The sequence below is a fragment of the Vibrio sp. genome (assembly GCF_048266485.1).
Taxonomy (GTDB): Bacteria; Pseudomonadota; Gammaproteobacteria; order Enterobacterales; family Vibrionaceae; genus Vibrio.
Genome location: NZ_JBLWZK010000004.1, coordinates 101,369 through 123,680 on the forward strand (window position 1 = coordinate 101,369; position 22,312 = coordinate 123,680).

The 22,312-nt window shown below is 41.9% G+C and carries 17 protein-coding genes; 11 read left to right on the top strand and 6 right to left on the bottom strand.

The window, feature by feature from the left end:
- Positions 1-34: 34 nt before the first annotated feature.
- The gene (locus ACN0T8_RS07645) at positions 35-1,258 is read right to left on the bottom strand and encodes a multifunctional CCA addition/repair protein (protein WP_417880035.1); all 1,224 of its coding nucleotides are present in this window, start codon (positions 1,256-1,258) and stop codon (positions 35-37) included.
- 326 nt (positions 1,259-1,584) lie between these two features.
- Between ACN0T8_RS07645 and ACN0T8_RS07650 the strand changes: the two genes are divergently transcribed.
- The 3 genes from ACN0T8_RS07650 (at position 1,585) to ACN0T8_RS07660 (ending at position 5,589) form a co-directional block, all read left to right on the top strand.
- Positions 1,585-3,312, top strand: a complete 1,728-nt coding sequence (locus ACN0T8_RS07650; protein WP_417880036.1) for an AAA family ATPase — start codon at positions 1,585-1,587, stop codon at positions 3,310-3,312.
- On the top strand, positions 3,312-4,163 hold the full coding sequence (locus ACN0T8_RS07655) for a general secretion pathway protein GspB (RefSeq protein ID WP_417880037.1): 852 nt from the start codon (positions 3,312-3,314) through the stop codon (positions 4,161-4,163). The genes ACN0T8_RS07650 and ACN0T8_RS07655 overlap by 1 nt, the downstream gene beginning before the upstream one ends.
- 169 nt (positions 4,164-4,332) lie before the next feature.
- Positions 4,333-5,589 carry a uracil-xanthine permease family protein gene (locus ACN0T8_RS07660; protein WP_417880038.1) on the top strand — a complete coding sequence of 419 codons (1,257 nt, stop codon included), beginning with the start codon at positions 4,333-4,335 and terminating at the stop codon, positions 5,587-5,589.
- A gap of 114 nt (positions 5,590-5,703) precedes the next feature.
- Here ACN0T8_RS07660 and ACN0T8_RS07665 read toward each other — a convergent pair whose 3' ends face one another.
- The 3 genes from ACN0T8_RS07665 to ACN0T8_RS07675 all read right to left on the bottom strand — a co-directional run bounded on the left by ACN0T8_RS07665 (position 5,704) and on the right by ACN0T8_RS07675 (position 8,652).
- Positions 5,704-6,315 (bottom strand): TIGR04211 family SH3 domain-containing protein, encoded by a 612-nt coding sequence (locus ACN0T8_RS07665; protein ID WP_417880039.1) that lies wholly within the window; start codon positions 6,313-6,315, stop codon positions 5,704-5,706.
- Between the two features lie 280 nt (positions 6,316-6,595).
- Positions 6,596-7,855 carry an inorganic phosphate transporter gene (locus tag ACN0T8_RS07670; protein ID WP_417880040.1) on the bottom strand — a complete coding sequence of 420 codons (1,260 nt, stop codon included), beginning with the start codon at positions 7,853-7,855 and terminating at the stop codon, positions 6,596-6,598.
- A gap of 116 nt (positions 7,856-7,971) precedes the next feature.
- Positions 7,972-8,652, bottom strand: coding sequence for a TIGR00153 family protein (locus ACN0T8_RS07675; protein ID WP_417880041.1), 681 nt, complete (start codon positions 8,650-8,652; stop codon positions 7,972-7,974).
- A gap of 253 nt (positions 8,653-8,905) precedes the next feature.
- On the opposite strand from ACN0T8_RS07675, the gene ACN0T8_RS07680 reads away from it, so the two are divergent.
- A complete protein-coding gene (locus ACN0T8_RS07680; RefSeq protein ID WP_417880042.1) occupies positions 8,906-10,429 on the top strand; it encodes a CYTH domain-containing protein in 1,524 nt (507 codons plus the stop codon).
- A gap of 97 nt (positions 10,430-10,526) precedes the next feature.
- Here the strand turns inward: ACN0T8_RS07680 and ACN0T8_RS07685 are convergent, their stop codons facing one another.
- The gene (locus ACN0T8_RS07685) at positions 10,527-11,282 is read right to left on the bottom strand and encodes an ion transporter (protein ID WP_417880043.1); all 756 of its coding nucleotides are present in this window, start codon (positions 11,280-11,282) and stop codon (positions 10,527-10,529) included.
- A 154-nt stretch (positions 11,283-11,436) separates the two neighbouring features.
- Here ACN0T8_RS07685 and glnE point away from each other — a divergent pair, with 154 nt between their 5' ends.
- Together glnE and hldE are read left to right on the top strand one after the other, a co-directional pair.
- Positions 11,437-14,295: a bifunctional [glutamate--ammonia ligase]-adenylyl-L-tyrosine phosphorylase/[glutamate--ammonia-ligase] adenylyltransferase gene (gene glnE / locus ACN0T8_RS07690; protein ID WP_417880044.1), complete on the top strand. Its 2,859-nt coding sequence runs from the start codon at positions 11,437-11,439 to the stop codon at positions 14,293-14,295.
- Between the two features lie 89 nt (positions 14,296-14,384).
- Complete coding sequence (gene hldE / locus ACN0T8_RS07695; RefSeq protein ID WP_417880045.1) at positions 14,385-15,815, top strand: bifunctional D-glycero-beta-D-manno-heptose-7-phosphate kinase/D-glycero-beta-D-manno-heptose 1-phosphate adenylyltransferase HldE; 1,431 nt, start codon at positions 14,385-14,387, stop codon at positions 15,813-15,815.
- A 112-nt stretch (positions 15,816-15,927) separates the two neighbouring features.
- Here the strand turns inward: hldE and tolC are convergent, their stop codons facing one another.
- On the bottom strand, positions 15,928-17,283 hold the full coding sequence (gene tolC / locus ACN0T8_RS07700) for an outer membrane channel protein TolC (protein WP_417880046.1): 1,356 nt from the start codon (positions 17,281-17,283) through the stop codon (positions 15,928-15,930).
- A 229-nt stretch (positions 17,284-17,512) separates the two neighbouring features.
- Here tolC and nudF point away from each other — a divergent pair, with 229 nt between their 5' ends.
- The 5 genes from nudF to parE all read left to right on the top strand — a co-directional run bounded on the left by nudF (position 17,513) and on the right by parE (position 22,297).
- Positions 17,513-18,139, top strand: a complete 627-nt coding sequence (gene nudF, locus ACN0T8_RS07705; RefSeq protein ID WP_417880047.1) for an ADP-ribose diphosphatase — start codon at positions 17,513-17,515, stop codon at positions 18,137-18,139.
- Positions 18,140-18,215: 76 nt separating this feature from the next.
- Positions 18,216-18,647 (top strand): DUF1249 family protein, encoded by a 432-nt coding sequence (locus ACN0T8_RS07710; protein WP_417880048.1) that lies wholly within the window; start codon positions 18,216-18,218, stop codon positions 18,645-18,647.
- Between the two features lie 89 nt (positions 18,648-18,736).
- Positions 18,737-19,546 (top strand): 3',5'-cyclic-AMP phosphodiesterase, encoded by an 810-nt coding sequence (cpdA, locus tag ACN0T8_RS07715; RefSeq protein WP_417880049.1) that lies wholly within the window; start codon positions 18,737-18,739, stop codon positions 19,544-19,546.
- 105 nt (positions 19,547-19,651) lie between these two features.
- Complete coding sequence (gene yqiA / locus ACN0T8_RS07720) at positions 19,652-20,221, top strand: esterase YqiA (RefSeq protein WP_417880136.1); 570 nt, start codon at positions 19,652-19,654, stop codon at positions 20,219-20,221.
- A 189-nt stretch (positions 20,222-20,410) separates the two neighbouring features.
- Positions 20,411-22,297 carry a DNA topoisomerase IV subunit B gene (parE, locus tag ACN0T8_RS07725; protein WP_417880050.1) on the top strand — a complete coding sequence of 629 codons (1,887 nt, stop codon included), beginning with the start codon at positions 20,411-20,413 and terminating at the stop codon, positions 22,295-22,297.
- Positions 22,298-22,312 lie beyond the last annotated feature (15 nt).

Here is a 22,312-nt window from a genome sequence, read left to right on the forward strand (position 1 = left end):
ATTGTACGATGATTCCCATAGATAATACAGGGGGTTATTTGAGCTGTTTTACCGCCTGAATGGCAGATGTTCTTTGCTTATCTAGCTCCTCTCGAATAGCTTGCCCTGTAAAGCCTTGGGAGATAATAGCTTGAACATCAATGCTCACTGCTGCATGATAATAATTTAACATACGCCTTTTTTGTGGATAGGGTTGAGATTCTAATCCTAAGCGCCCTTGATGATCGGCCTGACAACATAATAAAACTTGTTCAAAGCGTTGTGGTTTACGCCAAGCATCAAGCTGGTTAAGCAATTTGAGTGCCGTTGAAGCTTTGAGTTCCATGGTGCGGTGAATATTAGAATGATGCTGGCAAACTAATAGTGCTAAATCGCGGCACTCATTGGGAACGGTCAAGCGTTGGCAAAGTTGTTTGATCCGTTTTAGACCAGTATGACAATGCATTTTATGACTTGGCCATTCTGATTTAGGTGTGATGGCTTTACCTAGATCATGCACTTGTGCGGCAAAGCGTACTGCAATATCTGAACTTAATTGGGCGGCTTGTTTGGCTACCATTAAAGTGTGGATGCCAGTATCAATTTCTGGGTGCCAGCACTCAGGTTGCGGAACGCCAAATAACGCATCAATTTCCGGTAAAATCACGGCTAGTGCACCGCATTGTTTTAAAGTTTCTAGAAACACGTGTGGAGAGTCGGTATTCAATGATTTTTGCCATTCTTGCCATACGCGCTCAGCCGTCAAATATTTTAATTCGCCAGAATCCACAATTTGCTGCATTAATTGCATAGTTTCAGGGGCGATGGTAAAGCCAAAGGGTTGTAATTTAGCAGCAAACCTTGCGACACGTAGCACACGCAGTGGATCTTCGCTAAAAGCCGGGGAGACATGACGTAGTATTCGATCTTGTAGATCTTTTTCGCCATGGTAAGGATCGTGTAATGTACCATCTGAGCTTTGTGCAATGGCATTGATTGTCAGATCACGGCGAGCTAAGTCCTCTTCCAAGGTTACATCGGGCGCGTAGTGGCATTCAAAACCAGTATAACCTTGCCCCGATTTACATTCGGTACGAGCTAGTGCGTATTCTTCCTGTGTTTTAGGGTGAAGAAATACCGGGAAATCTTGCCCGACTGCACGAAAGCCTTGTGCCAACATTTCTTGCGGGCTGCTACCAACCACCATCCAGTCTCTATCGTAACTTGGAATGCCAAGAAGTCGGTCACGCACAGCACCGCCTACCAGATAAATTTTCACCCTAATTCCTTTTTTACCGTCATATTGATCGGCAGTTTAGCAACAATACCAACTCCAACAAATAACTGATCATCTTAGCTTGTTAAAAAACTCGCTAACTGCGTTATAAAATTTGCATGTAGAACCACTACTAACAGAAATTTTATGCCTTGTTATCAAGCTTTTTCCCTACGCTAATTTAGACCACTTATTTATCGGAATGGGTATAAACTAGAACTTCGCCACGATGAAGCGGTCAGTAAGTATAAATTTAGCCTTGATTGGTGTACTTTAGGGTATCTGATTTTAGCTATCGACAGCTTTTCTTTTCTGGTTTGAGAGTGTACATGTACAAGGATTTTTTTGGTTTATCAGAACTGCCGTTTACGATTGTTCCTAGCTCTCGTTATATTTTTCTGAGTGCGCGTCACCGTGAAGCTATGAATCACTTACAAGCGGGTTTAGGTGGTGGCGGTGGTTTTGCCTTGCTCACCGGTGAAGTTGGTACGGGAAAAACCACCGTTTCTAAAGCGCTACTTTCAGTATTAGAGTCGAATGTTAAAACCGGACTCTTGTTGAATCCAACCTATACCAGTACTGATTTGTTAGAAGCGATTTGTGATGAGTTTTCTATTGGTTATCAAGCATCAGCCAGCCTTAAGCAACTCACTCAAGCGATCTACCAATACTTACTGGATAACCATGGTAAGGGCATCAAAACACTACTGTTGATTGATGAGGCTCAGCACTTATCGGCTGATGTGTTGGAGCAATTACGCTTATTGACCAACTTAGAGACTGAAAGTCAAAAGTTACTTAGAGTGTTATTGATTGGTCAGCCAGAGCTGCAATATAAACTGCAAACCGAAGAGCTGCGCCAACTTGCACAACGTATAACTGGACGTTATCACTTACTGCCTCTCACTACCGATGAAGTTTCTCAATATATTCAATTTCGCTTGCAAGTCGCGGGTGGGCAATATGACATTTTTACAGCCAAAGCGGTTAAGTTGATAGCCAAGCAAACTCAAGGTGTGCCTCGTTTAATCAACTTAGTGTGTGATAAGTGCATGCTGTATGCCTATTATAGTGGCGAGGCTCATATTTCTTTGTCTAACGCGGAAAAAGCGTGTGAAGATGTAATGAGTTTTCAGCGTCCAATTGGCCGTTCTAATCCTGCGTTAAATGGTAGAGCCGAATTAGCCAATCAATCTCAATCTTGGTTAACGTATATCGCAAGTTTGTCAGTGGGGTGTTTGTTAGCGGCGGCAGCGTGGTTTTGGTTACCGAGTTGGATGGCAAGCGAAAAATTTGAGAATGCCAAGCTTGAGCCAGTTGCCGCGCCAATCTCATCACAGGTGAATCAAGCTGACAATTTAGCTCAGCCTTTAGATGCTCAAGGTAGCAATGATTTATCATATCAAAGTAACATTTCTCAAAACGACAATGTTGCCGAGTTGGTTGAGCCCTTGATTCGCCAAAGTTATAACCCCATTGCTGCGATGAAAACATTGATGGCCTTATGGGGGTATAAGGTGGCGAATGATGAAGCCAATTGCCAACAAGCCGAGCGTGCGAATTTATACTGCTACCAAGATTCTGGTACTTTAAATGATCTGGCGGTCATTAATCGCCCAGCCATGCTGACGCTACAAGATCAATATCATTCTTATTTTGCCATTTTATATAAATTGTCTGATGACAAGGCGCAATTACTTCTCGCAAATAAAAGAATTGAAGTTCCAACCCAATGGCTGAAACAACACTGGAGCGGAGAGTATCAGTTATTGTGGCATAGTGAGTTTGCTGGTCAAACTTTGAAACTGAACTCTCAAGGGCCGGAAGTTGCTAAATTGAATGATTTATTATCTCAAGTATTAGGTGAACCGCTAAAAGAGCGTCGTCAGTTTGATCAAAGTGTGAAGAATAAAGTGGAAGCCTTTCAAATGTGGCAAGGCATTAATGTTGATGGTATCGCAGGCAAAAGAACACTGATGTTGCTTGATAGTTATGTTAATAATAAAGCGCCGAGTGTGGTTGATAATATCTTACCGTTAGCCACGGAGGATAAGTAATGTCCGAAGTAATGAAAGCACTTCAACAATCAGAGCAAGCTTATCAAGCGCAAATATCACAGCCTCATTTATCTTCCCCAGCTCTCGTTAATGCCAGAAAAATCACGCGCTGGTGGTTGGTTGGGGTGTTTGCTGTGTTACCTATTATTGTGATATTGGCAGTGATGGCTTATTTGCATTTCAATCAGACAGCGAACACATCGTCTCAGCTTGAAGCTACTGGTACTTCAAAAAATCAAAAACAAGCGACTAGGCTTGAGCAAAAAAAATCAAGTGGGAAAAGTGAGCCATTGGCCAAGTTGTTACCTTATCCTGAACTAACCGGATTAGTGGTATTACCCAAATTGGTCGCTAAACCTTTACCAATAAAAACTAAACCGATCACGACCGTGACTCGACATAATGCGCCATCAGAAGGACAGCGCATTAAAACGGATCAAGTCAATGTTAGCCATGCCTCAAAGCAAGATTGGAATGTCGATGATCTTGATCTTTCTGGCTTATCACCAGAGCTTGCTCAACGTTTTCAATCGGCACTAGAAAAGCATCCTGCTCAAAGTAAGCCTCAAACGAAAATCACCTCGATGCCTACTAAGCCACAAGATACTATTAATTTGGTGGGGCATGAAAGTGAGTATCGAGGTCGCCTACCAAAAATGAATTTTGAAACCCACATGTACTCTTCTAAACCTCAAAGCCGTTGGATTAAAGTGAATGGCAATAATGTGCATGAAGGGGAGTGGGTGATTAATAAATTGGTTAAGTTGGACCTGATTTTACCCGGTAGTTTGATTGTGACGTTTGATAATCAACAACTGCAAATTCCAGCCCTGTATGAATGGCAAGGGTAGGTATTGAGGAACTAACATAAGTTAGTTTAAATAAGGATTTCGTGTATTTTATCGTAAGGTAAACGGTTTCTTAATGGATATTGTTAAGAATTACCTAAAATGTTTCAGCAAACATGCATTTTTTAATGCTAAAATTCATCGGTTTTTTTATAAAGGATGAAGGCTGCGTATGTTCCAGATATTACAAGGTGCTCAAATGTTATTCGTAGCATTTGGCGCACTGGTTTTAGTTCCTCTTTTAACTGGGTTAGATCCTAGCGTTGCGTTATTCGGTGCTGGTATCGGTACTCTTATATTTCAAGTGATTACCAAGCGAAGCGTTCCCATTTTTCTTGCTTCTTCTTTCGCTTTCATTGCTCCTATAATGTACGGCATCCAGGCATGGGGTGTTGCTAGTACTTTAGGCGGTTTGATGACTGCGGGTGCTGTGTATGTGATATTAGGCGCAGTGATTAAAGTGCGTGGCAGTGGCTTCATTCATAAGTTACTACCACCGGTGGTCGTTGGCCCAGTGATCATGGTTATCGGTCTGGGGTTGGCACCTGCGGCCGTGAATATGGCGCTAGGTAAAAGTGGTGATGGTGGTATTCAAATTGTTGCTAATGATTCTGCATTATGGATTTCTGCTGTTTCTTTGATTGTGACCATTATTTTAAGCGTAATGGGTAAGGGCTTTTTTAAATTAGTGCCGATTCTTGGTGGTATTGTTTCTGGTTATATCGTGAGCTTATTCTTCGGCGTAGTAGATTTTTCACCTGTTCAACAGGCGGCTTGGCTTGCAGTGCCTAACTTTACTTTCCCTGAGTTTAATATTAATGCGATACTATTTATGATCCCAGTGGCGATTGCGCCAGCGGTTGAGCATGTAGGTGATATTTTGGCGATTTCTAATGTGACTGGAAAAAATTACCTGAAAAAACCTGGCTTACATCGAACTATGGCTGGTGATGGGGTGGCAACTATGGCAGCAGCTATGTTTGGTGCACCACCCAATACTACCTACTCAGAGGTGACTGGAGCGGTAATGCTCACTAAAGCGTTTAATCCTGTGATCATGACATGGGCAGCAGTGACAGCTCTGGTATTGGCGTTTGTTGGTAAGTTAGGCGCAGTACTACAAACCATTCCTGTTCCTGTGATGGGTGGCATTATGATCTTATTATTCGGTTCGATTGCTGTCGTTGGTCTGAATACTTTGATTAAAAACCAAGTTGATTTACACAAGTCCCGTAACCTAGTGATTGTGGCGGTGACATTGGTCTTTGGTATTGGTGGTATGGCGTTCGGTATTGGTGAGTTTAGCCTACAAGGTGTCAGCTTATGCGGTATTGTGGCGATTATTCTTAACCTAGTACTTCCTAAAGATATTGGCGAAAATCATATTGTCGATAACGCGCAAATGGAAGGCGATTCAGACGTTAAGTAATCTGAGCTGATACAACATTAAAGCGATAGATACAAAAAGTGCGCCTAATGATAATGAGGCGCACTTTTTTTATATTTTAAATAACCGTAACTGAGGTTAAATATCTAAATGGGATTAAGCCCAACCACCTGGATTTTTCTTACGGCGTGGAATAATGTGTGGCAGAATTAGACCAAATAATAGACCTAGACCTGCAACGCCACCCCCATACATGAAATAACGAAGTAGTAAGTCATCTTTTTGAGTGTCAATTCTTGCGCGCAACGCGCGAACTTCTTCTTGAGAGTCCGCAAGCTGCTGGTTGATTTCACGATAGTTAGTTTCTAAATCGGTAATTTGTTTTTTGCTTATCTCTAGAGAACTTACTAGACCTGCTTTTTCAGTATCCGATATTTCACGAGCTTTACTTAATTGCTCTTTTACCGTTGCTAATTCTTTTTCAAGTTTAGGCATACGAACCGCCATACTGACATCTTGAGTCACATACTTGCTCTCAATCCAGCCTTTACGACCTTTGGTATCTAAGATCTGGGTAAATTTAGTTGAGTTGTTGCGACCTAATACTTTTATCACTTCACCAGCATCAACACTACCAATGATACGGTAGTCATTACTTGGGCCTGAATGCATATAAGTAAAAAGTTGGTCTGAAATGTAGAAGTCACGTGCGTATGTTATTGGAGTAAAAAAACATGCCAATAATACTAAGCAAAGAAGCTTTTTCACATTTTGTCCCTTTTAATTTGGTATAAAGCTTTCAGTTGAATAAAGCTTTTTAATTTATATAAATCTAAAGGAGATGAACAGCAATTAGCTGCTTTAATAGTCCGATAAAACCAGACACCTTAAGTATCTCCAGAATTGGGTAGATATGAGCTTGTCAAATAGTAAGAAGTTTCAGCTTGAGGTGCAACAAAAGAGGGAGCTTTCGCTCCCTCTTTTTACCTTGCCGTAAAAAATATGACATAGCTATGACAGAATGTCTTACAGCAATAGTTGGATTGTATTATGCAAAGACGCCTTGAATTGCGTAGAAGAATACAATAGAAAGTACGGCACCTGCTGGTAGAGTAATGATCCAAGATGCCACGATATTACGTACTACACCCAGGTTCAATGCCGCGATACCACGAGCAAAACCTACACCTAATACCGCACCAACTAAGGTTTGTGTGGTTGAAATAGGTAAGCCAGTACCCGATGCCAATACTACAGTTGTTGCGGTTGCAAGTTGAGCTGCAAAACCACGGCTAGGAGTCAGTTCAGTAATACCGGTACCAACGGTTGCCATTACTTTGTGACCCATGGTCGCTAGGCCCACCACAATACCAATACCGCCTAATGGTAGAATCCACCATGCAATAGCACTTTTCTCTGTTAATTCGCCCATATGATCAATAGTAGATACAACCGCGGATAGTGGACCAATTGCATTGGCTACATCGTTTGAACCATGAGCAAATGCCATCGCACACGCAGTGATAACCATTAATACGCTAAAGATGCTCTCAACACCGGCAAAGTTATGGTCTTCTTTTTGATTGACAAATTTTTTGCTGATATAGATGTAACCACATACCATCACAAACGCAGAAATCAGTGCTGAACACATCCAAGCTTCGCTGTGAGTTAGATGTAGACCGATATGTTTTAAGCCTTTCTTAATGGTAACTAAAGCAATCACCATCGTGGTAATAAACATATAAACCGGTACAAAACGCTTAGCATTGTGGACCGGGTTTTCAGTATCGAAAATCAACCGTTGTGCACTGACAAATATGCCATAGGCAAATATACCAGCGATAAAGGGAGTGATTATCCAGCTACCCACGATGCCTTGTACTGAGTGCCAATCGACACCTTCGGTACCTACTGAAACACAAGCAAAACCGATAATTGCACCGATAATTGAGTGAGTGGTTGATACCGGCCAACCCATGTATGAAGCTAAAAGCAACCATGTGCCTGCAGCAAGTAATGCTGACATCATACCGTATACTAAAACGTCAGGTTGGGATACGTAGAATGAGGTTTCAATTACCCCTTTACGGATGGTGTCAGTTACTTCTCCGCCAGCTAGATAAGCACCAGCAAACTCGAAAATCATAGCAATAACAATTGCTTGTTTTACTGTTAGTGCTTTTGAGCCAACAGAAGTACCCATTGCATTGGCAACATCATTTGCACCAATACCAACAGCCATTAGGAAACCAAAGAACGCTGCAACTAAAATTAAAATAGTGCCGTAGTTTGCGAGGATATCCATCGTAATACCTAGTTTTTGAGATAACAATTCGGGTAAGTTTGGCGCAGGGAGTCACACCCAGCACTTACCACATTAGTTATTTTTTACTGTTTTGTTTATTGTAGCTGTGTCGAACGTTAAGAACGAGACAACATGACTTCCAAGCGAGCACCCACACGTTGTGCTTGATCGGCAATACCACCAACCCATTCAAGGATTTTGTATAAGAATACAATATCGATAGGGTTGTATTTAGATTCAATGGCCATTAACTGTTGACGAAGCTCAATTTGCATCGTGTCAGTGTCATCTTCAATTTCATCTAATTGGTTAATCATTTCTGCAACTAATGTTACTTCACGACCTTTAAAACCTGTTTCAAGTAGTTCATCTAGTTCATGAATAACTTCTTGTGCTTGACCTGCAGCGTCAAGGCAGCGAGAGACATAAGCTAGGAAAGCTTCTTGCATTTGCGTTGGTATTTCCAACTGGCGTCCAATAACGCGACCCGCGATATCTTTAGCAAGGTTAGCAAGCTTGTCTTGTTGAGTGAGGAGTTCAAGCATGTCGGTACGATCTACCGGCATGAAAAGGCCACGTGGAAGTTTGAGACGGATCTCGCGCTTCAATACGTCAGCTTCACGCTCTAGGCGAGAGATGTTTTCACGAATGTTATTCGCTTCTTCCCAGTCGCCTTTGGCGCAAGTTTCAAAGAAAGGGATTAAATAGGAACAGCATTCATTTACACAAACAACATGTTCTTGCAAAGGCTTAATAGGGGACTTTGCAAATAACCCCATTATCGTATTTACTGGCATGGTTATTCAACCTACAAAAAAATATAACCCATTGGACATTTGGCCTAACTTTAGCTCAAATACTGGACTGTGCTATAAAGTCGCGCATGTTAACTTAATCTGAAAAGCATTAATACTATTTTAGATCATGTAATCTGCAGATCATATTATTGTGAGTTATAACTATACCCAAGTAATTTGATCATACATTTCCCTCTTGCTCACCACTCAATTCCACAATATCCTTTCTGGGTAATCAACAATAGGTATCATTATGGAAACCGAGATAGAACTTAAGTTTTTTGTTTCACCTGATTTCTCCGATATTTTAAAGCAAAAAATTGCCGAGACCAAAATCCTTCAGCATAGCCGTAAAGAGCTTGGTAATATTTATTTTGATACCGCTGATTCTTGGTTACGCGACCATGATATTGGTTTGCGGATTCGTGAAAGCGATGGCGTGTATGTTCAAACCGTTAAAACGTCAGGCCGAGTCGTCGCTGGCTTACATCAGCGCCCAGAATACAATGCTGAACATTCCAGTAATGAACCAAACCTTTTACTTCACCCTGATGATATTTGGCCCGCAGGTCGAGAAGTGTCAGTCTTACAAGAGCAAATTGTCCCACTATTCGCGACTAACTTTGAGCGTGAGCAATGGTTATTAAGCATGCCAGATGGAAGCCAAATAGAAGTGGCTTTCGATCAAGGTGTAGTGGTAGCTGGAGAGCAACAATCTCCTATTTGTGAAGTAGAGTTAGAACTGAAATCTGGGCAAACCGAATCTTTATTTGCTTTAGCGCGTATTTTGTCTGATCAAGGTGGCATGCGTTTAGGTAATTTAAGTAAAGCGGCACGCGGCTATCGTTTAGCACAAAACTACGTATCCGATCCGGTGTTAGACTTCGCTTTAATTGAAACTGACCCTAAATTCAGCGTCGAAGAATGTTTTGTTCAATCACTCGAACATGGTTTGTCGCACTGGCATTACCATGAACAAATCTATTGCGAGCAACAAACGATAGAGGCGTTAGAGCAAATAGATTACGCCATTCACTTTATTCGCCAATTATTTACGGTTTATGGTGGGATTGTTCCTCGCCGTGCTAGTGCTTTATTGCGACAAGAATTCAAATGGTTAGAAGAGGAGTTATCTTGGTTGAAAACCTCACAGTATTTAGAGGATTTAACCAAGGATAAAGGTTATACCTTGCGTAAGCTGGATTGCCAAAAGCAGTTGGTTTCGGTATTGAATGAACAAAAAGAAGCCCTACCTAATTCAGATTTGATTTTAAAGTTATTTGAATCTGCACGTTATACTGCAGTGTTGTTGGATTTAAGTCGTTGGATTTTATCGAAAGGCTGGCAACCATTTTTAGACGATAAAGCGCGTGATAAAATGGCGCAAGATGTTAAGCCTTTCGCGATAAAGCAACTGGATCGCAGTTGGGCCGAGTTAATCGAAGTTTTCCCTGTCGAGCGTGAGTTGTCTCGCCAAGATTATATCGACCAACAGGCTCGCTTGAGACGTAATTTGTTGACTGGATTAGCGTTCGCTTACTTGTTTGATTTAGAGTTGCGAACTCAGTTTCGCTTGCCTTGGGTAGACTTGTTGGAAGGGGTCGATGATTTATTGACACTAGATCCGTTACAACAACTATTGCCTGAGCTTGAAGAATCCGATCAAGAGCAGCTAGAGCGTTGGATAAGACGTCAAGAAATGTCGATTCTACATGCCATGGAGCAAACGCGTGCTCATTGTATTGAAGCTGCACCATATTGGCATCGAAACCATTAATCGATGCAATTCATGACTGATTAAGCCTAATAACGAACAAAGGGATCGAAAGATCCCTTTGTTATTTCTGCTGGTTGATTATTTGAAGTCTGAGAAGCTAATTATCTCGACCCTTCTGCTGAAGCTGTTGCTCTAAGCGTTCTATTTTATCGAACATGATTTGTTGCTGGGAAAGTAATTGTTGCAGCGCATTATTATCTTCTGCTTCGGTTTGTACCGGTGAAGTTAAAATTGATGTGATCAAACCAGAAATCATACCGAATATTCCCACACCACAGATAATCATTGCGGTAGCGAGTACTTTGCCTCCAGCGGTGACAGGATAGTGATCCCCATAACCTACCGTGGATATAGTGACTAAACTCCACCACAAAGCATCTCCAGCAGTATGGATGTTGCTATCAATTGCATCACGTTCGAACATCAACATAAAAATAGAGCCACTGCAGACTAAAATAATCAATAAAGTGAAGATGGTTGCTAAGGTTGCTTCTTTACGGTTCTGTTTGACTTGCTTGATAAAAGAGTTGCTATGGCGGAAGAGAGACAGCATTCTGACAATATGCCAGATTCGAGCAAGACGAAGAATTTCAATAGTAGGAATACTGGCGACGATATCTAGCCAATGGGATTTTAAATAGTTTAATTTGTTCGTTGAGCGACAGCAATCAACGGTCAATTGTAGTAAAAAGAGAACACAGATGGCGGTGTCTATGCCTAATAAGGTATGGCGGGTTTCTTGATCGACTGGAAACAAGAGCAAATAAATGACAATGCCGACGGAGATAAACGAAAGCAATAATGACATTAGGCTCATTGGTTTAAAATCGGAGCCGTTATGCATCTTAGCCATGGTGTTTCCTTATTAATTAATTTCTAACGTAGAATATCCCTAAGTGACTAGGGCACATATTCTAGTCACTTGGGGATAAACAAACTATCTGCACTTTATCATGCACAAGATACACGACCAATATAATGGTCTATTAATGAAACAAGGAGTTTCTATGAGTTTGCCTGCTGCGCTACAAGCCCTTTCTGATTCTGCATTCACTACATTACTTGAGCGTCATTCAAATAGCTTAGAAGATTGGTCACAAGACGAAAAGCAGCAACTCGAAACGGTTTTAGGTCTAAGCGATTTTATTACTGAATCGCTGATGAGTGATGAGACGTTACTCGAACAGTTGCCTCAACTACTTAAAGTAAACAAACGTGCTGAGAATTATCGTCAGGAGTTGCAGCAACGGTTATCGCAATGTGGCAATGAAATCGAGTTTTTACATCAGTTGCGGTTATTCCGTCGTCAAGAAATGGTGGTTATTGCTTGGCGTGACTTTTTGCAACAGTGGCCTCTGGAAACGAGCTTGCAGCATTTGTCGATGTTGGCAGAGGCGATGATTGTTGAAGCTTATCAATGGCAATATAAAGCATGTTGTGAAGAGTGGGGAACGCCGTGCAACGCGCAAGGAGAAGCCCAACCTATGCTGATTATTGGTATGGGAAAACTCGGTGGTGCTGAGCTGAACTTCTCTTCCGATATTGATTTGATTTTTACCTATCCAGAAAATGGCGAGACTCAAGGTAAGCGTCGAAGCTTAGATAATGCCCAGTTCTTTACTCGCCTAGGTCAGCGTGTGATCAAAGCACTCGACCAAACTACCTTTGATGGCTTTTGTTATCGAGTCGACATGCGGTTACGTCCATTTGGCGAAAGTGGCCCTTTGGTGATGAGTTATGCCGCACTAGAAGATTATTATCAAGAGCAAGGCCGTGATTGGGAACGTTACGCGATGGTAAAAGCTCGCGTGATGGGATGCGAAATGTATCCACAATACCAAGAGCTACGTCAGATGCTTAGGCCGTTTGTATTCCGTCGTTATATTGATTTTAGTGCGATCCAATCTTTGCGCCGAATGAAGTCTATGATCAGCGCTGAAGTGCGTCGCCGCGGTTTGAGCAATAACATCAAACTGGGCGCAGGCGGTATCCGTGAAATTGAATTTATCGTGCAAGTTTTTCAATTAATTCGTGGTGGACGAGAGCCGAGTTTGCAAGGGCGAGGCTTGCTGGAAACCTTAACCGCGATTGATGATCTTGGTCTGCTTGAGTCACATGAAGTGCAAACTTTGCGTGAATCTTATCTATTTCTACGTCGCCTCGAAAACTTATTGCAAGCGATAGGTGATAAGCAAACTCAAACCTTGCCAGATGATGAGCTTGATCAGCAGCGTTTAGCCTTTGCGATGTCGATGCCTGATTGGTCTTCATTAATTCAAACTACCTTTCAACACATGCAGAATGTTCATCAGGTTTTTGTTGATTTAATTGGTGAGGAAGAAGAGTCCGAAGATTCGGTTGCACCGCATTTTGTTGAAATGTGGGATATGGCCACCGAGGCGGATGTCTTAGAAACCATTTTGCAGCAAGATGTTGGCTCGGAACATGCGACGTCTTTAGCTGAAGTGATCGTGCCCTTTAAGCAAGACTTAGCTAAAAAGACACTAGGTCCACGCGGGCGTGAAGTGCTTGTTCGTTTAATGCCTAAAGTCTTCGAGGCGGTTTTTGCTCATAAAGATGCTCAGTTTGGTTTGGCGAGAGTATTACATTTACTTAATCGAATCGTGACTCGAACCACCTATCTAGAGTTACTAGAAGAACATCCTGGAGCGTTAAAGCAGCTAGTACGTTTGTGTACCGCAAGCCCGATGATTTCTGAAAAGTTAGGTCGTTATCCAATTTTGCTCGATGAGTTAATCGATCCTCAGCAATTGTATAACCCGATTGAATTGCATCAATATCGTTCTGAGTTGCGAGATTTTCTAGCGCGCATTCCAGAAGATGATATGGAGCAGCAAATGGAAGCGCTGCGCCAATTTAAGCAGATTTGTATTTTGCGAATTGCGGCTGCCGATATTGCTGGTGTACTGCCTGTGATGAAAGTGAGTGATCACTTAACGTATTTGGCAGAAGCGATTGTGGATGCGGTGGTGCAACAGGCATGGCTACAACTGACGGAAAAATATGGTGAGCCGAGTCATTTAGCGGATAGAGAAGGCCGCGGCTTTGCGGTGGTCGGTTATGGCAAAGTAGGCGGTTGGGAGCTAGGGTATAATTCCGATCTTGATGTGGTGTTTTTGCATGATTGTCCAACCAACGTCTATACCACAGGACAAAAAGAAATTGATGGTCGCCAATTTTACCTGAGGTTGGCACAACGCATTGTACATATTTTCTCTGTAAGAACTCCATCAGGAATTCTCTATGAAATGGATACTCGCTTACGTCCATCTGGCGTTTCCGGTTTATTGGCTTGTACAACAGAAACTTTTGAGGAGTATCAATTACAACAAGCTTGGACGTGGGAGCATCAAGCACTCGTGCGAGCTAGAGTGATTTATGGCGATTCTCAATTAGCAGAAAGCTTTAGCCGCATTCGACATAAGGTACTTACTCAAGTGCGAGATGCTGAAAAACTCCGCCAAGACGTTAGTAATATGCGAGAGAAAATGCGGGAACACTTAAGTGCCAAGAAGCCGGGCCGTTTTATGCTTAAACAAGATAAAGGCGGCATTACCGATATTGAGTTTTTAGTGCAATATTTGGTGTTGCAATATAGCCACACTCATTCACCGTTAACTCAATGGTCGGATAATGTGCGTATTTTGGAAAAAGCTGCCGAACAAGGCCTCATGAGTAAGCAAGGGCGCGAGCAACTAACGGAAGCTTATACTTGCTTGCGTAATGAGACGCACCGTAGAAACTTGCTAAACTTAGACGCCGATGTTGATGATGCTCTTTTTATTGAACAAAGAGAGTGTGTGATTGACCATTGGCAGCATTGGTTTGTTAATCGCAGCGACTAAATACAAGCTTATAAGCCTGTGATATTATCGACATAACAACGTTAATTTTGTCTTAATGGCAGATAACCATTAAGCATGCGGAGAACAGTATGAAACCTATTTTGCCTGATTACGCCCAATCTGGTGTATTGATCATTGGTGATGTGATGCTAGATCGTTACTGGTATGGCCCAACAGGTCGTATTTCGCCTGAAGCACCGGTGCCGGTAGTTAAAATTGAAAATAATGAAGAAAGACCGGGTGGCGCAGCAAACGTTGCAATGAATATTGCGGCATTAGGTGGCAATGCAAAATTAGTCGGTTTAACCGGTGAAGATGAACCCGCTCAAGTGTTAAATCAAAAGTTATCGTCACTTAATGTCACTTGTGATTTTGTCACTGTGCCGAATCTACCGACGATTACTAAGCTACGAGTGATGAGCCGTGGCCAGCAATTAATTCGTTTAGATTTTGAAGACAGCTTTGAAGATGTTGATTCTAAGCCAATGTTAGAGCGTATGGCGCAATACCTACCTCAAGTAAAATCATTGATCCTATCTGATTATGGCAAAGGCGCATTAGACGATGTGCAAACCATGATTCAGCAAGCCAAAGCGGCCAATGTTCCCGTGTTTATTGACCCGAAAGGTGCCGACTTTGAACGTTATCGTGGCGCCACTCTACTTACGCCAAATTTATCAGAGTTTGAATTAGTAGTAGGTAAAACCAAAAACGAACAAGAGCTAGTAGAAAAAGGTTTAGCTTTGATTGAAAAGTTCGATTTCGAAGCGTTATTGGTGACACGTAGTGAGCATGGCATGACGCTACTACGCCGTGGTGAAGAACCTTTCCATCTACCAACTCAAGCGCAAGAAGTGTTTGATGTAACGGGGGCTGGCGATACGGTAATTTCAGTATTAGCCGCTTCGGTTGCGGCGGGAAAAGATTTGAAAGAAGCTTGTGCCTTAGCGAATGCGGCAGCAGGTGTTGTGGTTGGTAAACTAGGTACTTCAACATTATCAACCATTGAATTAGCTGAAGCGATCCATGGTAGTAAAGATACCGATTATGGCGTGATCAGTGAGTCTGCTTTAATTGAAGCGGTCAAACGTGCGCGTGCCCGTGGTGAAAAAGTGGTGATGACTAATGGCTGCTTTGATATTTTGCATGCTGGCCATGTGTCTTATTTAAATAATGCCGCAGAGCTTGGTGATAAGCTTATCGTGGCAGTAAATACTGATGCGTCAGTGAAATGTCTTAAAGGTCCTGGCCGTCCAGTGAATCCTACTGATCGCCGTATGGCAGTGTTAGCCGGACTTGGTGCGGTTGATTGGGTCGTACCGTTTAGTGAAGAGACGCCACAACGCTTAATCTCAGAAGTACTACCAAGTATTCTTGTCAAAGGCGGCGATTATAAGCCGGAAGAGATTGCTGGTGGTGAAGAAGTGATTGCGGCTGGTGGAGAAGTGAAAGTATTAAACTTTGAAGATGGCTGTTCAACGTCAGAGATCATTAATGCAATTAAAGGCGGAAAAGGTTAATCCTTTCTGTTTCGAATAACTAACCTAAAGAGACACAAAAACGCCACTTCAATTGAAGTGGCGTTTTTATTTAAGCGAGAATTAAAAACTCTGATTGTTGTCAGATCAGAGATTATGATGGACGTTTAAGACCGGCATTGATATCTAGGATATCTTGTTCGCTTAATGTACCCACTGCTTGTTTTAGCTGAAGTACGCTTAGTATATAGCCGTAACGAGCATCTGAAAGCTGACGGTTTGCATCATATAGTCGACGTGTTGCATCTAACACATCCACAATGGTACGAGTACCCACTTCATAGCCAGCTTCTGTTGCTTCTAAAGCGGATTTAGCTGAAACCACAGATTGCTCATAAGCACGGATTGAACCAATTGAAGCGTTAATGTTGTTGTAGTAAGCGCGAACATTTTTCACTACGTTACGGTAAGTCGCTTCAAGTTGTTGGCTTGCTGATACGTATTGGTATTGAGCGGTTTTCACATCGGCACTGGTTGAGCCACCTTGGTATAGTGGAACCACTAAATTAATACCAATGTTGTAGTCGTTACTGGTGTAGTTTCCTGCCGCTGTGTGATTTTTGTGTTCATCAATATCGGAATATTGATACCCACCATCAAGGGTTAGTGATGGTGTGTAACCTGATTGAGCTAAAGAAATGTTGCTTTTAGCAATATCTTGCGCAATACGAGCAGTTAATAGATTAAGGTTTTTTTGTTGTGCTTCATCAACTAAAGTGTTTTGGTTGGTCTGCGGCACATTAGCAGCAAAACGTTTGGTATCTAACACGCTGAGATCTTTGTGATCTTGGCCAGTGATTTCACGTAGTGCTTCATAGCTGTTAGTCACATCATTTTTCGCTAGAATTTCATCGGCTAAAACACTGTCGTATTGAGCCTGAGCATCATGAACATCGGTAATCGCAGATAAACCAACTTCAAAACGTTGTTTGGTTTGTTCAAGTTGACGAGCAACTGCTTTTTTTTCAGCCTGGATAAAGGTGAGGTTATCTTGTGCTTGCAGTACCTCAAAGTAGGCTTGAGAAACACGCAAAATCATTGCTTGTTGTTCTGCGGCGTAGGCTGAATCTTGTTGGCGAGCATTTTGCTCAGCAATATCTAAATTTACCCAGCTGTCACGACTGTATAATTCTTGAGAGAGTTCCACGCCGGCAGTGAATGCATTTTGCTCTGATGGTGAACCTAAAGTAGGGCTAGAAACAGAGTGTGAACCAGTGTGGGTATTAATATTACGAGTGATATTGTAACCCGCGGTCAAATTAATTTGAGGCAAAAGATCACCACGGCTTGACTCGATCGCTTCAAAAGAGGCGTCACGGTCAGCTTTTGAACGTAATAATTGAGGATCGTTTTCTTTTGCTTGATTATAAATCTCTGCCAGATCATCAGCGTGTGCAAGGTGAACGCCACCTAGAGTCAGGCCAATGATAAGTGGAAGCAGTTTTTTCATGATTCTTTCCCGCTTATAAAATTAATAGACAACATGGCTTAGATTGTAACCTAAGTAGCTAGAATGTTATGCAAACTTTTACACTATTTTATCATTTACTATCCAACTGGATAATAAGTTAGGTTAAAATTAAAAAAAACTCAATGTTTATCAAATAAATTTATAACAACGCTTGTTGATTGATTATTATCGTGATTAGATCTCTGATTCGATAAAAAGGAGTTTCACCATGAACTTTAAACCATTTCGGTCGCTTTTTCAGTCTAGTGACGTTCAAATTGAGAGCAAAGAAACTGTATTTAATGGTTTTTTTAAAGTAGTGAAATACACCTTTAAGCATCGTTTATTCGCGGGTGGTTGGAGTCTGCCGGTGATTCGTGAAATGTTTGAGAGAGGCCATGCCGCCGCTTTATTGGCTTATGATTCTACCCGTGACCAAGTAGTATTAATCGAGCAAATTCGAGTTGGCGCACTAGAGCATTCATCACCTTGGCAGCTAGAAATTATCGCAGGCATCAATGATAAGGATGAGCCACTCGATCAAGTCGTTCGGCGTGAAGCCAAGGAAGAAGCGGGCATTGAAATCGGCGAAGTGGAGCATATTAGCCACTATTATCCTTCGTCTGGCGGCTGCTCTGAAACTTTAGATGTGTTCATTGGTCAAGTCGATGCTGGTTTAGCGTCTGGTATTCACGGAGTGGATGACGAAGACGAAGATATTCAAGTGCACGTAATGAGTCGTGAGCAAGCGTATCAGCTGGTCGAATCTGGTGTGATTGAAAATGGTGCCACTATTATTGCTCTACTATGGTTAGAGTTAAATCATCAAAAGCTCAAACAGCGTTGGGCTGAGTAAAGACTCTATAGTCGATGAACTATCTCGATGTTTTGAAGACTAAAAATATTCAATAAAAAGGTTTCTAAGGTTATTAATGCAAAAGTTGCAAAAAGCGTATCATGTTGATTTGGCGGGTTTAATGCGAGTATATGAAACCAATTATGCCAAAATGAATTCTTTATTGCCGTTTGAACCTACGGTAGGGGATACGCGTTCGTATCAAGTTTCGCAAATGGCTTATCAATTAGAAATTAAAGAAATTACGCGTTACACGACTTTAGTCGATGTTTGTCAATGTGATGTTCGTCCAGTATTCCCATTGCCGCGCATGCAAGTACGTTTATATCATGATGCTCGAGTTGCGGAAGTGTGTGCTAGTGAGCAGATTTCTCGGGTAGAAGCGCGTTATGATTATCCTAATAAAAGAATGATGCAAAAAGACGAAAAGTTCCAAGTAAACCAATTTCTTGGTGAGTGGTTAAGCTTTTGTTTAAGGTACGGAATTAGCCGTGCTCCTATTTATTAGTTTCAATCATTTTATTAATCTCACCCCAACTAATTAATTTTAACCATAGTATATTTGAGTTAGCAGCCTTGAAAAAAGATTCTCCCAATATGATTGAACCAGATCGTGAAGATATAACCTTGGTTCAAATTACTGATACCCACCTTTTTGCGGATGACAAAGGGGAGTTACTTGGTGTGAATACCTTAAGTAGCTTTTCTGCTGTGGTTGCTGATATTGAAAAACAAGCACTCGATTATGACGCTTTGATTATGACTGGGGATGTATCGCAAGATCATACTGATGCTTCTTATGCCAACTTTGAGCAAGGCATTGCCCCTTTGAGTAAGCCTTGTTATTGGTTACCGGGCAATCACGATTATCAACCAAGCATGCGAAGTGTTTATCCTTCTACCCAAATTCAACAAGATACACATCTGTTGGTAGGTAAGTATTGGCAAGTCATTTTATTAGATAGTCAAGCTGAAGGCAGTCCACATGGATTTTTGACTGAGCAACAACGGCAGTATTTATCAGATTGTCTATCTGAGCACTCTGACCGTTTTAGTTTAGTGTTATTGCACCATCATCCATTATTGGTGGGGAGCCAGTGGCTCGATCAACATTGCTTGCATAACAGTGATGAATTCTGGAAAACGCTAGAGCCATTTAATAATGTGAAAGCGGTATTATGTGGTCATGTTCACCAAGATTTCCATCAAGTTCATCAAGGTGTTGAGGTGCTGACGAGTCCATCGACTTGCATTCAGTTTAAGCCGCGATCGAATAACTTTGCCCTTGATAAAGTATCTCCAGGTTGGCGTTCTTTGAGTTTGAAGGCTAACGGTCAGCTTGATACTCAAGTGTATCGATTGGAGGGAGAGGAGTTCTTACCAAACTTTGAGGCGCAAGGATACTAATCCCCTTAATATTATTTAACGGTACATGAGTTTATACCTAGATGACTTGGGTATACAATAGCGCCTCAATCAATAACTGAGGAGTGTCTCGTGTCCAAACCTTCAATGTTGCTGTATTTACATGGCTTTAACAGCTCTCCCGGTTCTCATAAAGCCAATGTTATTCGTCAATACTGTCAGCAACATCGCCCTGATATTAAGTTAGAAATCCCACAGCTCCCTCATTTTCCGAAACGTGCCGCCGATTACATTGATGCTTTTGTGAGTAACCATCAACGAGAATATAATATTGGTTTAGTTGGCAGCTCATTAGGTGGCTATTTATCTACTTGGCTTAATGATAAATATGGTTGTCGAGCCGTGGTGATTAATCCAGCAGTTCGTCCTTATGAGTTATTGGTTAACTTCCTTGGTCAACAAACCAATCCTTATACTCAGCAACACTACGTATTAGAACAGAAACATATTTTAGAGCTTAAAGCACTTGAAGTGGCAAGTCTTAGATCGCCACAAGATTTCTGGTTATTACAACAAAAAGGCGATGAAGTGCTCGATTATCGTCAAGCGGTAGAAAAATATCAGCATAGTCGCTCAACCGTTGAAGTCGGCGGTGATCACAGTTTTGTGAATTTTGAACGCTACCCACAACAAATTATTGAGTTTTTGCAACTGTAGTCTGTTTACCGTTATCGTATGAAACTCGTATCTTGAGGTTGTCTGGGGATAACTATAGAATCCTTTATGTCTTTGTGGCTTAACTTGACATTGTATATGGGGATACAGAGTATATTTCCAATGAATACTATGTGACATCATTTGTATGCCAAAATGGCTACCATCTTTTTTTGAGAATATCTTTTTATTATGACTGAACAATATAATGCTGGTGCGATTGAGGTCCTAAATGGGCTCGAGCCGGTTCGCCGTCGTCCGGGGATGTATACCGATACGGTACGTCCAAACCATCTGGCGCAAGAAGTTATAGATAACAGTGTCGATGAAGCCTTAGCTGGTCATGCATCTAAAGTGCAGGTGATACTCCATGCTGATCAATCAATAGAAGTTGCCGATGATGGGCGAGGTATGCCAGTCGATATCCACCCAGAAGAGAAAATCTCAGGGGTGGAGCTGATTTTCTGTAAATTGCATGCGGGTGGTAAGTTCTCAAATAAAAACTACCAATTCTCTGGCGGTTTGCATGGGGTAGGTATCTCGGTTGTGAATGCCTTATCCAAACGTGTCGAAGTAACGATTAGACGCGATGCTCAAGTGTATGAAATCGCATTTGAAAACGGTAATAAAGTATCTGAACTTGAAATCACCGGTACTTGTGGTCGTCGTAACACTGGGACTAGTGTTCATTTTTGGCCAGATGCTTCTTATTTTGATTCTGGCAACTTTTCCGTTAGTCGTTTAGTTAATAATTTACGTGCAAAAGCCGTGTTATGCCCAGGTCTTGAAATTGAGTTTATCGATAAAGTGAATGATAAAACTCACAAATGGCTTTATGAAGATGGCTTAAAAGATTACCTAGTTGAAGGGGTTAAAAGTTTCCCTGTATTGCCTGAAGAACCTTTTACAGGTGAGTTTATTGCACAAACCGAAGCTGCGAATTGGGCGATTATTTGGTTGCCAGAAGGTGGCGATTTAATTACAGAAAGTTACGTTAACCTGATCCCAACTGCTCAAGGTGGTACACACGTTAACGGTTTACGCCAAGGCTTACTGGATGCAATGCGTGAGTTCTGTGAATTCCGCAACCTGCTGCCACGTGGTGTGAAATTAACCGGTGATGATATTTTTGACCGCTGTGCTTATGTACTGTCGATCAAAATGCAAGATCCTCAATTTGCCGGTCAAACCAAAGAGCGTTTATCTTCTCGTCAATCGGCCGCTTTTGTTTCTGGCGTGGTCAAAGATGCTTTCAGTTTATGGCTAAATGAAAAACCACAAATTGCTGAACTACTTGCAGAATCTTGTATTGCCAACGCCCATCGTCGTATGCGTGCCAGTAAAAAAGTGGTGCGTAAGAAAGTGGCTTCTGGTCCAGCATTGCCGGGTAAATTGACCGATTGTTCGGTGCAAGATTTAAACCGTACCGAACTTTTCTTAGTGGAAGGGGACTCGGCGGGCGGCTCAGCCAAGCAAGCTCGCGATCGTGAATTCCAAGCCATCATGCCGCTGCGTGGTAAAATTTTAAATACTTGGGAAGTGTCTTCAGACCAAGTTCTTGCCTCTGATGAAGTTCATAATATCTCGGTTGCATTAGGTATCGACCCAGATACTGATAGTCTTGATGGTTTACGCTACGGAAAAATTTGTATTCTTGCCGATGCGGACTCAGATGGTTTGCATATTGCGACCCTGCTTTGTGCGCTATTTATGCGTCATTTTGAATCGTTGGTTCGTGCTGGCCATGTGTATGTTGCCATGCCTCCTTTGTTCCGTATCGACTGTGGTAAAGAAGTCTTCTATGCCTTAGATGAAGCTGAAAAAGATGGCATTTTAGAGCGATTAAGCAACAAGAAAGCCAAAATTAACGTGCAGCGATTTAAAGGTTTGGGTGAGATGAACCCATTGCAGCTTCGCGAAACGACCATGGATCCAAACACTCGTCGCTTAGTGCAATTAACCGTAGATGACAATGAACAAACCATGGAAATGATGGACATGCTACTTGGTAAAAAGCGAGCGGAAGACCGTCGTAATTGGCTACAAGCCTACGGTGATCAAGCAGACGTAGAGCTATAAGCCCTTTATAGAAAA

What these genes read in the sequence shown, in the direction of transcription:
- ACN0T8_RS07650 (WP_417880036.1), top strand. Translation starts at nt 1,585, where the DNA reads ATGTACAAGGATTTTTTTGGTTTATCAGAACTGCCGTTTACGATTGTT.
- ACN0T8_RS07655 (WP_417880037.1), top strand. Translation starts at nt 3,312, where the DNA reads ATGTCCGAAGTAATGAAAGCACTTCAACAATCAGAGCAAGCTTATCAA.
- ACN0T8_RS07660 (WP_417880038.1), top strand. Translation starts at nt 4,333, where the DNA reads ATGTTCCAGATATTACAAGGTGCTCAAATGTTATTCGTAGCATTTGGC.
- ACN0T8_RS07670 (WP_417880040.1), bottom strand. Translation starts at nt 7,855, where the DNA reads ATGGATATCCTCGCAAACTACGGCACTATTTTAATTTTAGTTGCAGCG.
- ACN0T8_RS07675 (WP_417880041.1), bottom strand. Translation starts at nt 8,652, where the DNA reads ATGCCAGTAAATACGATAATGGGGTTATTTGCAAAGTCCCCTATTAAG.
- ACN0T8_RS07680 (WP_417880042.1), top strand. Translation starts at nt 8,906, where the DNA reads ATGGAAACCGAGATAGAACTTAAGTTTTTTGTTTCACCTGATTTCTCC.
- ACN0T8_RS07685 (WP_417880043.1), bottom strand. Translation starts at nt 11,282, where the DNA reads ATGGCTAAGATGCATAACGGCTCCGATTTTAAACCAATGAGCCTAATG.
- glnE (WP_417880044.1), top strand. Translation starts at nt 11,437, where the DNA reads ATGAGTTTGCCTGCTGCGCTACAAGCCCTTTCTGATTCTGCATTCACT.
- hldE (WP_417880045.1), top strand. Translation starts at nt 14,385, where the DNA reads ATGAAACCTATTTTGCCTGATTACGCCCAATCTGGTGTATTGATCATT.
- tolC (WP_417880046.1), bottom strand. Translation starts at nt 17,283, where the DNA reads ATGAAAAAACTGCTTCCACTTATCATTGGCCTGACTCTAGGTGGCGTT.
- nudF (WP_417880047.1), top strand. Translation starts at nt 17,513, where the DNA reads ATGAACTTTAAACCATTTCGGTCGCTTTTTCAGTCTAGTGACGTTCAA.
- ACN0T8_RS07710 (WP_417880048.1), top strand. Translation starts at nt 18,216, where the DNA reads ATGCAAAAGTTGCAAAAAGCGTATCATGTTGATTTGGCGGGTTTAATG.
- cpdA (WP_417880049.1), top strand. Translation starts at nt 18,737, where the DNA reads ATGATTGAACCAGATCGTGAAGATATAACCTTGGTTCAAATTACTGAT.
- yqiA (WP_417880136.1), top strand. Translation starts at nt 19,652, where the DNA reads ATGTTGCTGTATTTACATGGCTTTAACAGCTCTCCCGGTTCTCATAAA.
- parE (WP_417880050.1), top strand. Translation starts at nt 20,411, where the DNA reads ATGACTGAACAATATAATGCTGGTGCGATTGAGGTCCTAAATGGGCTC.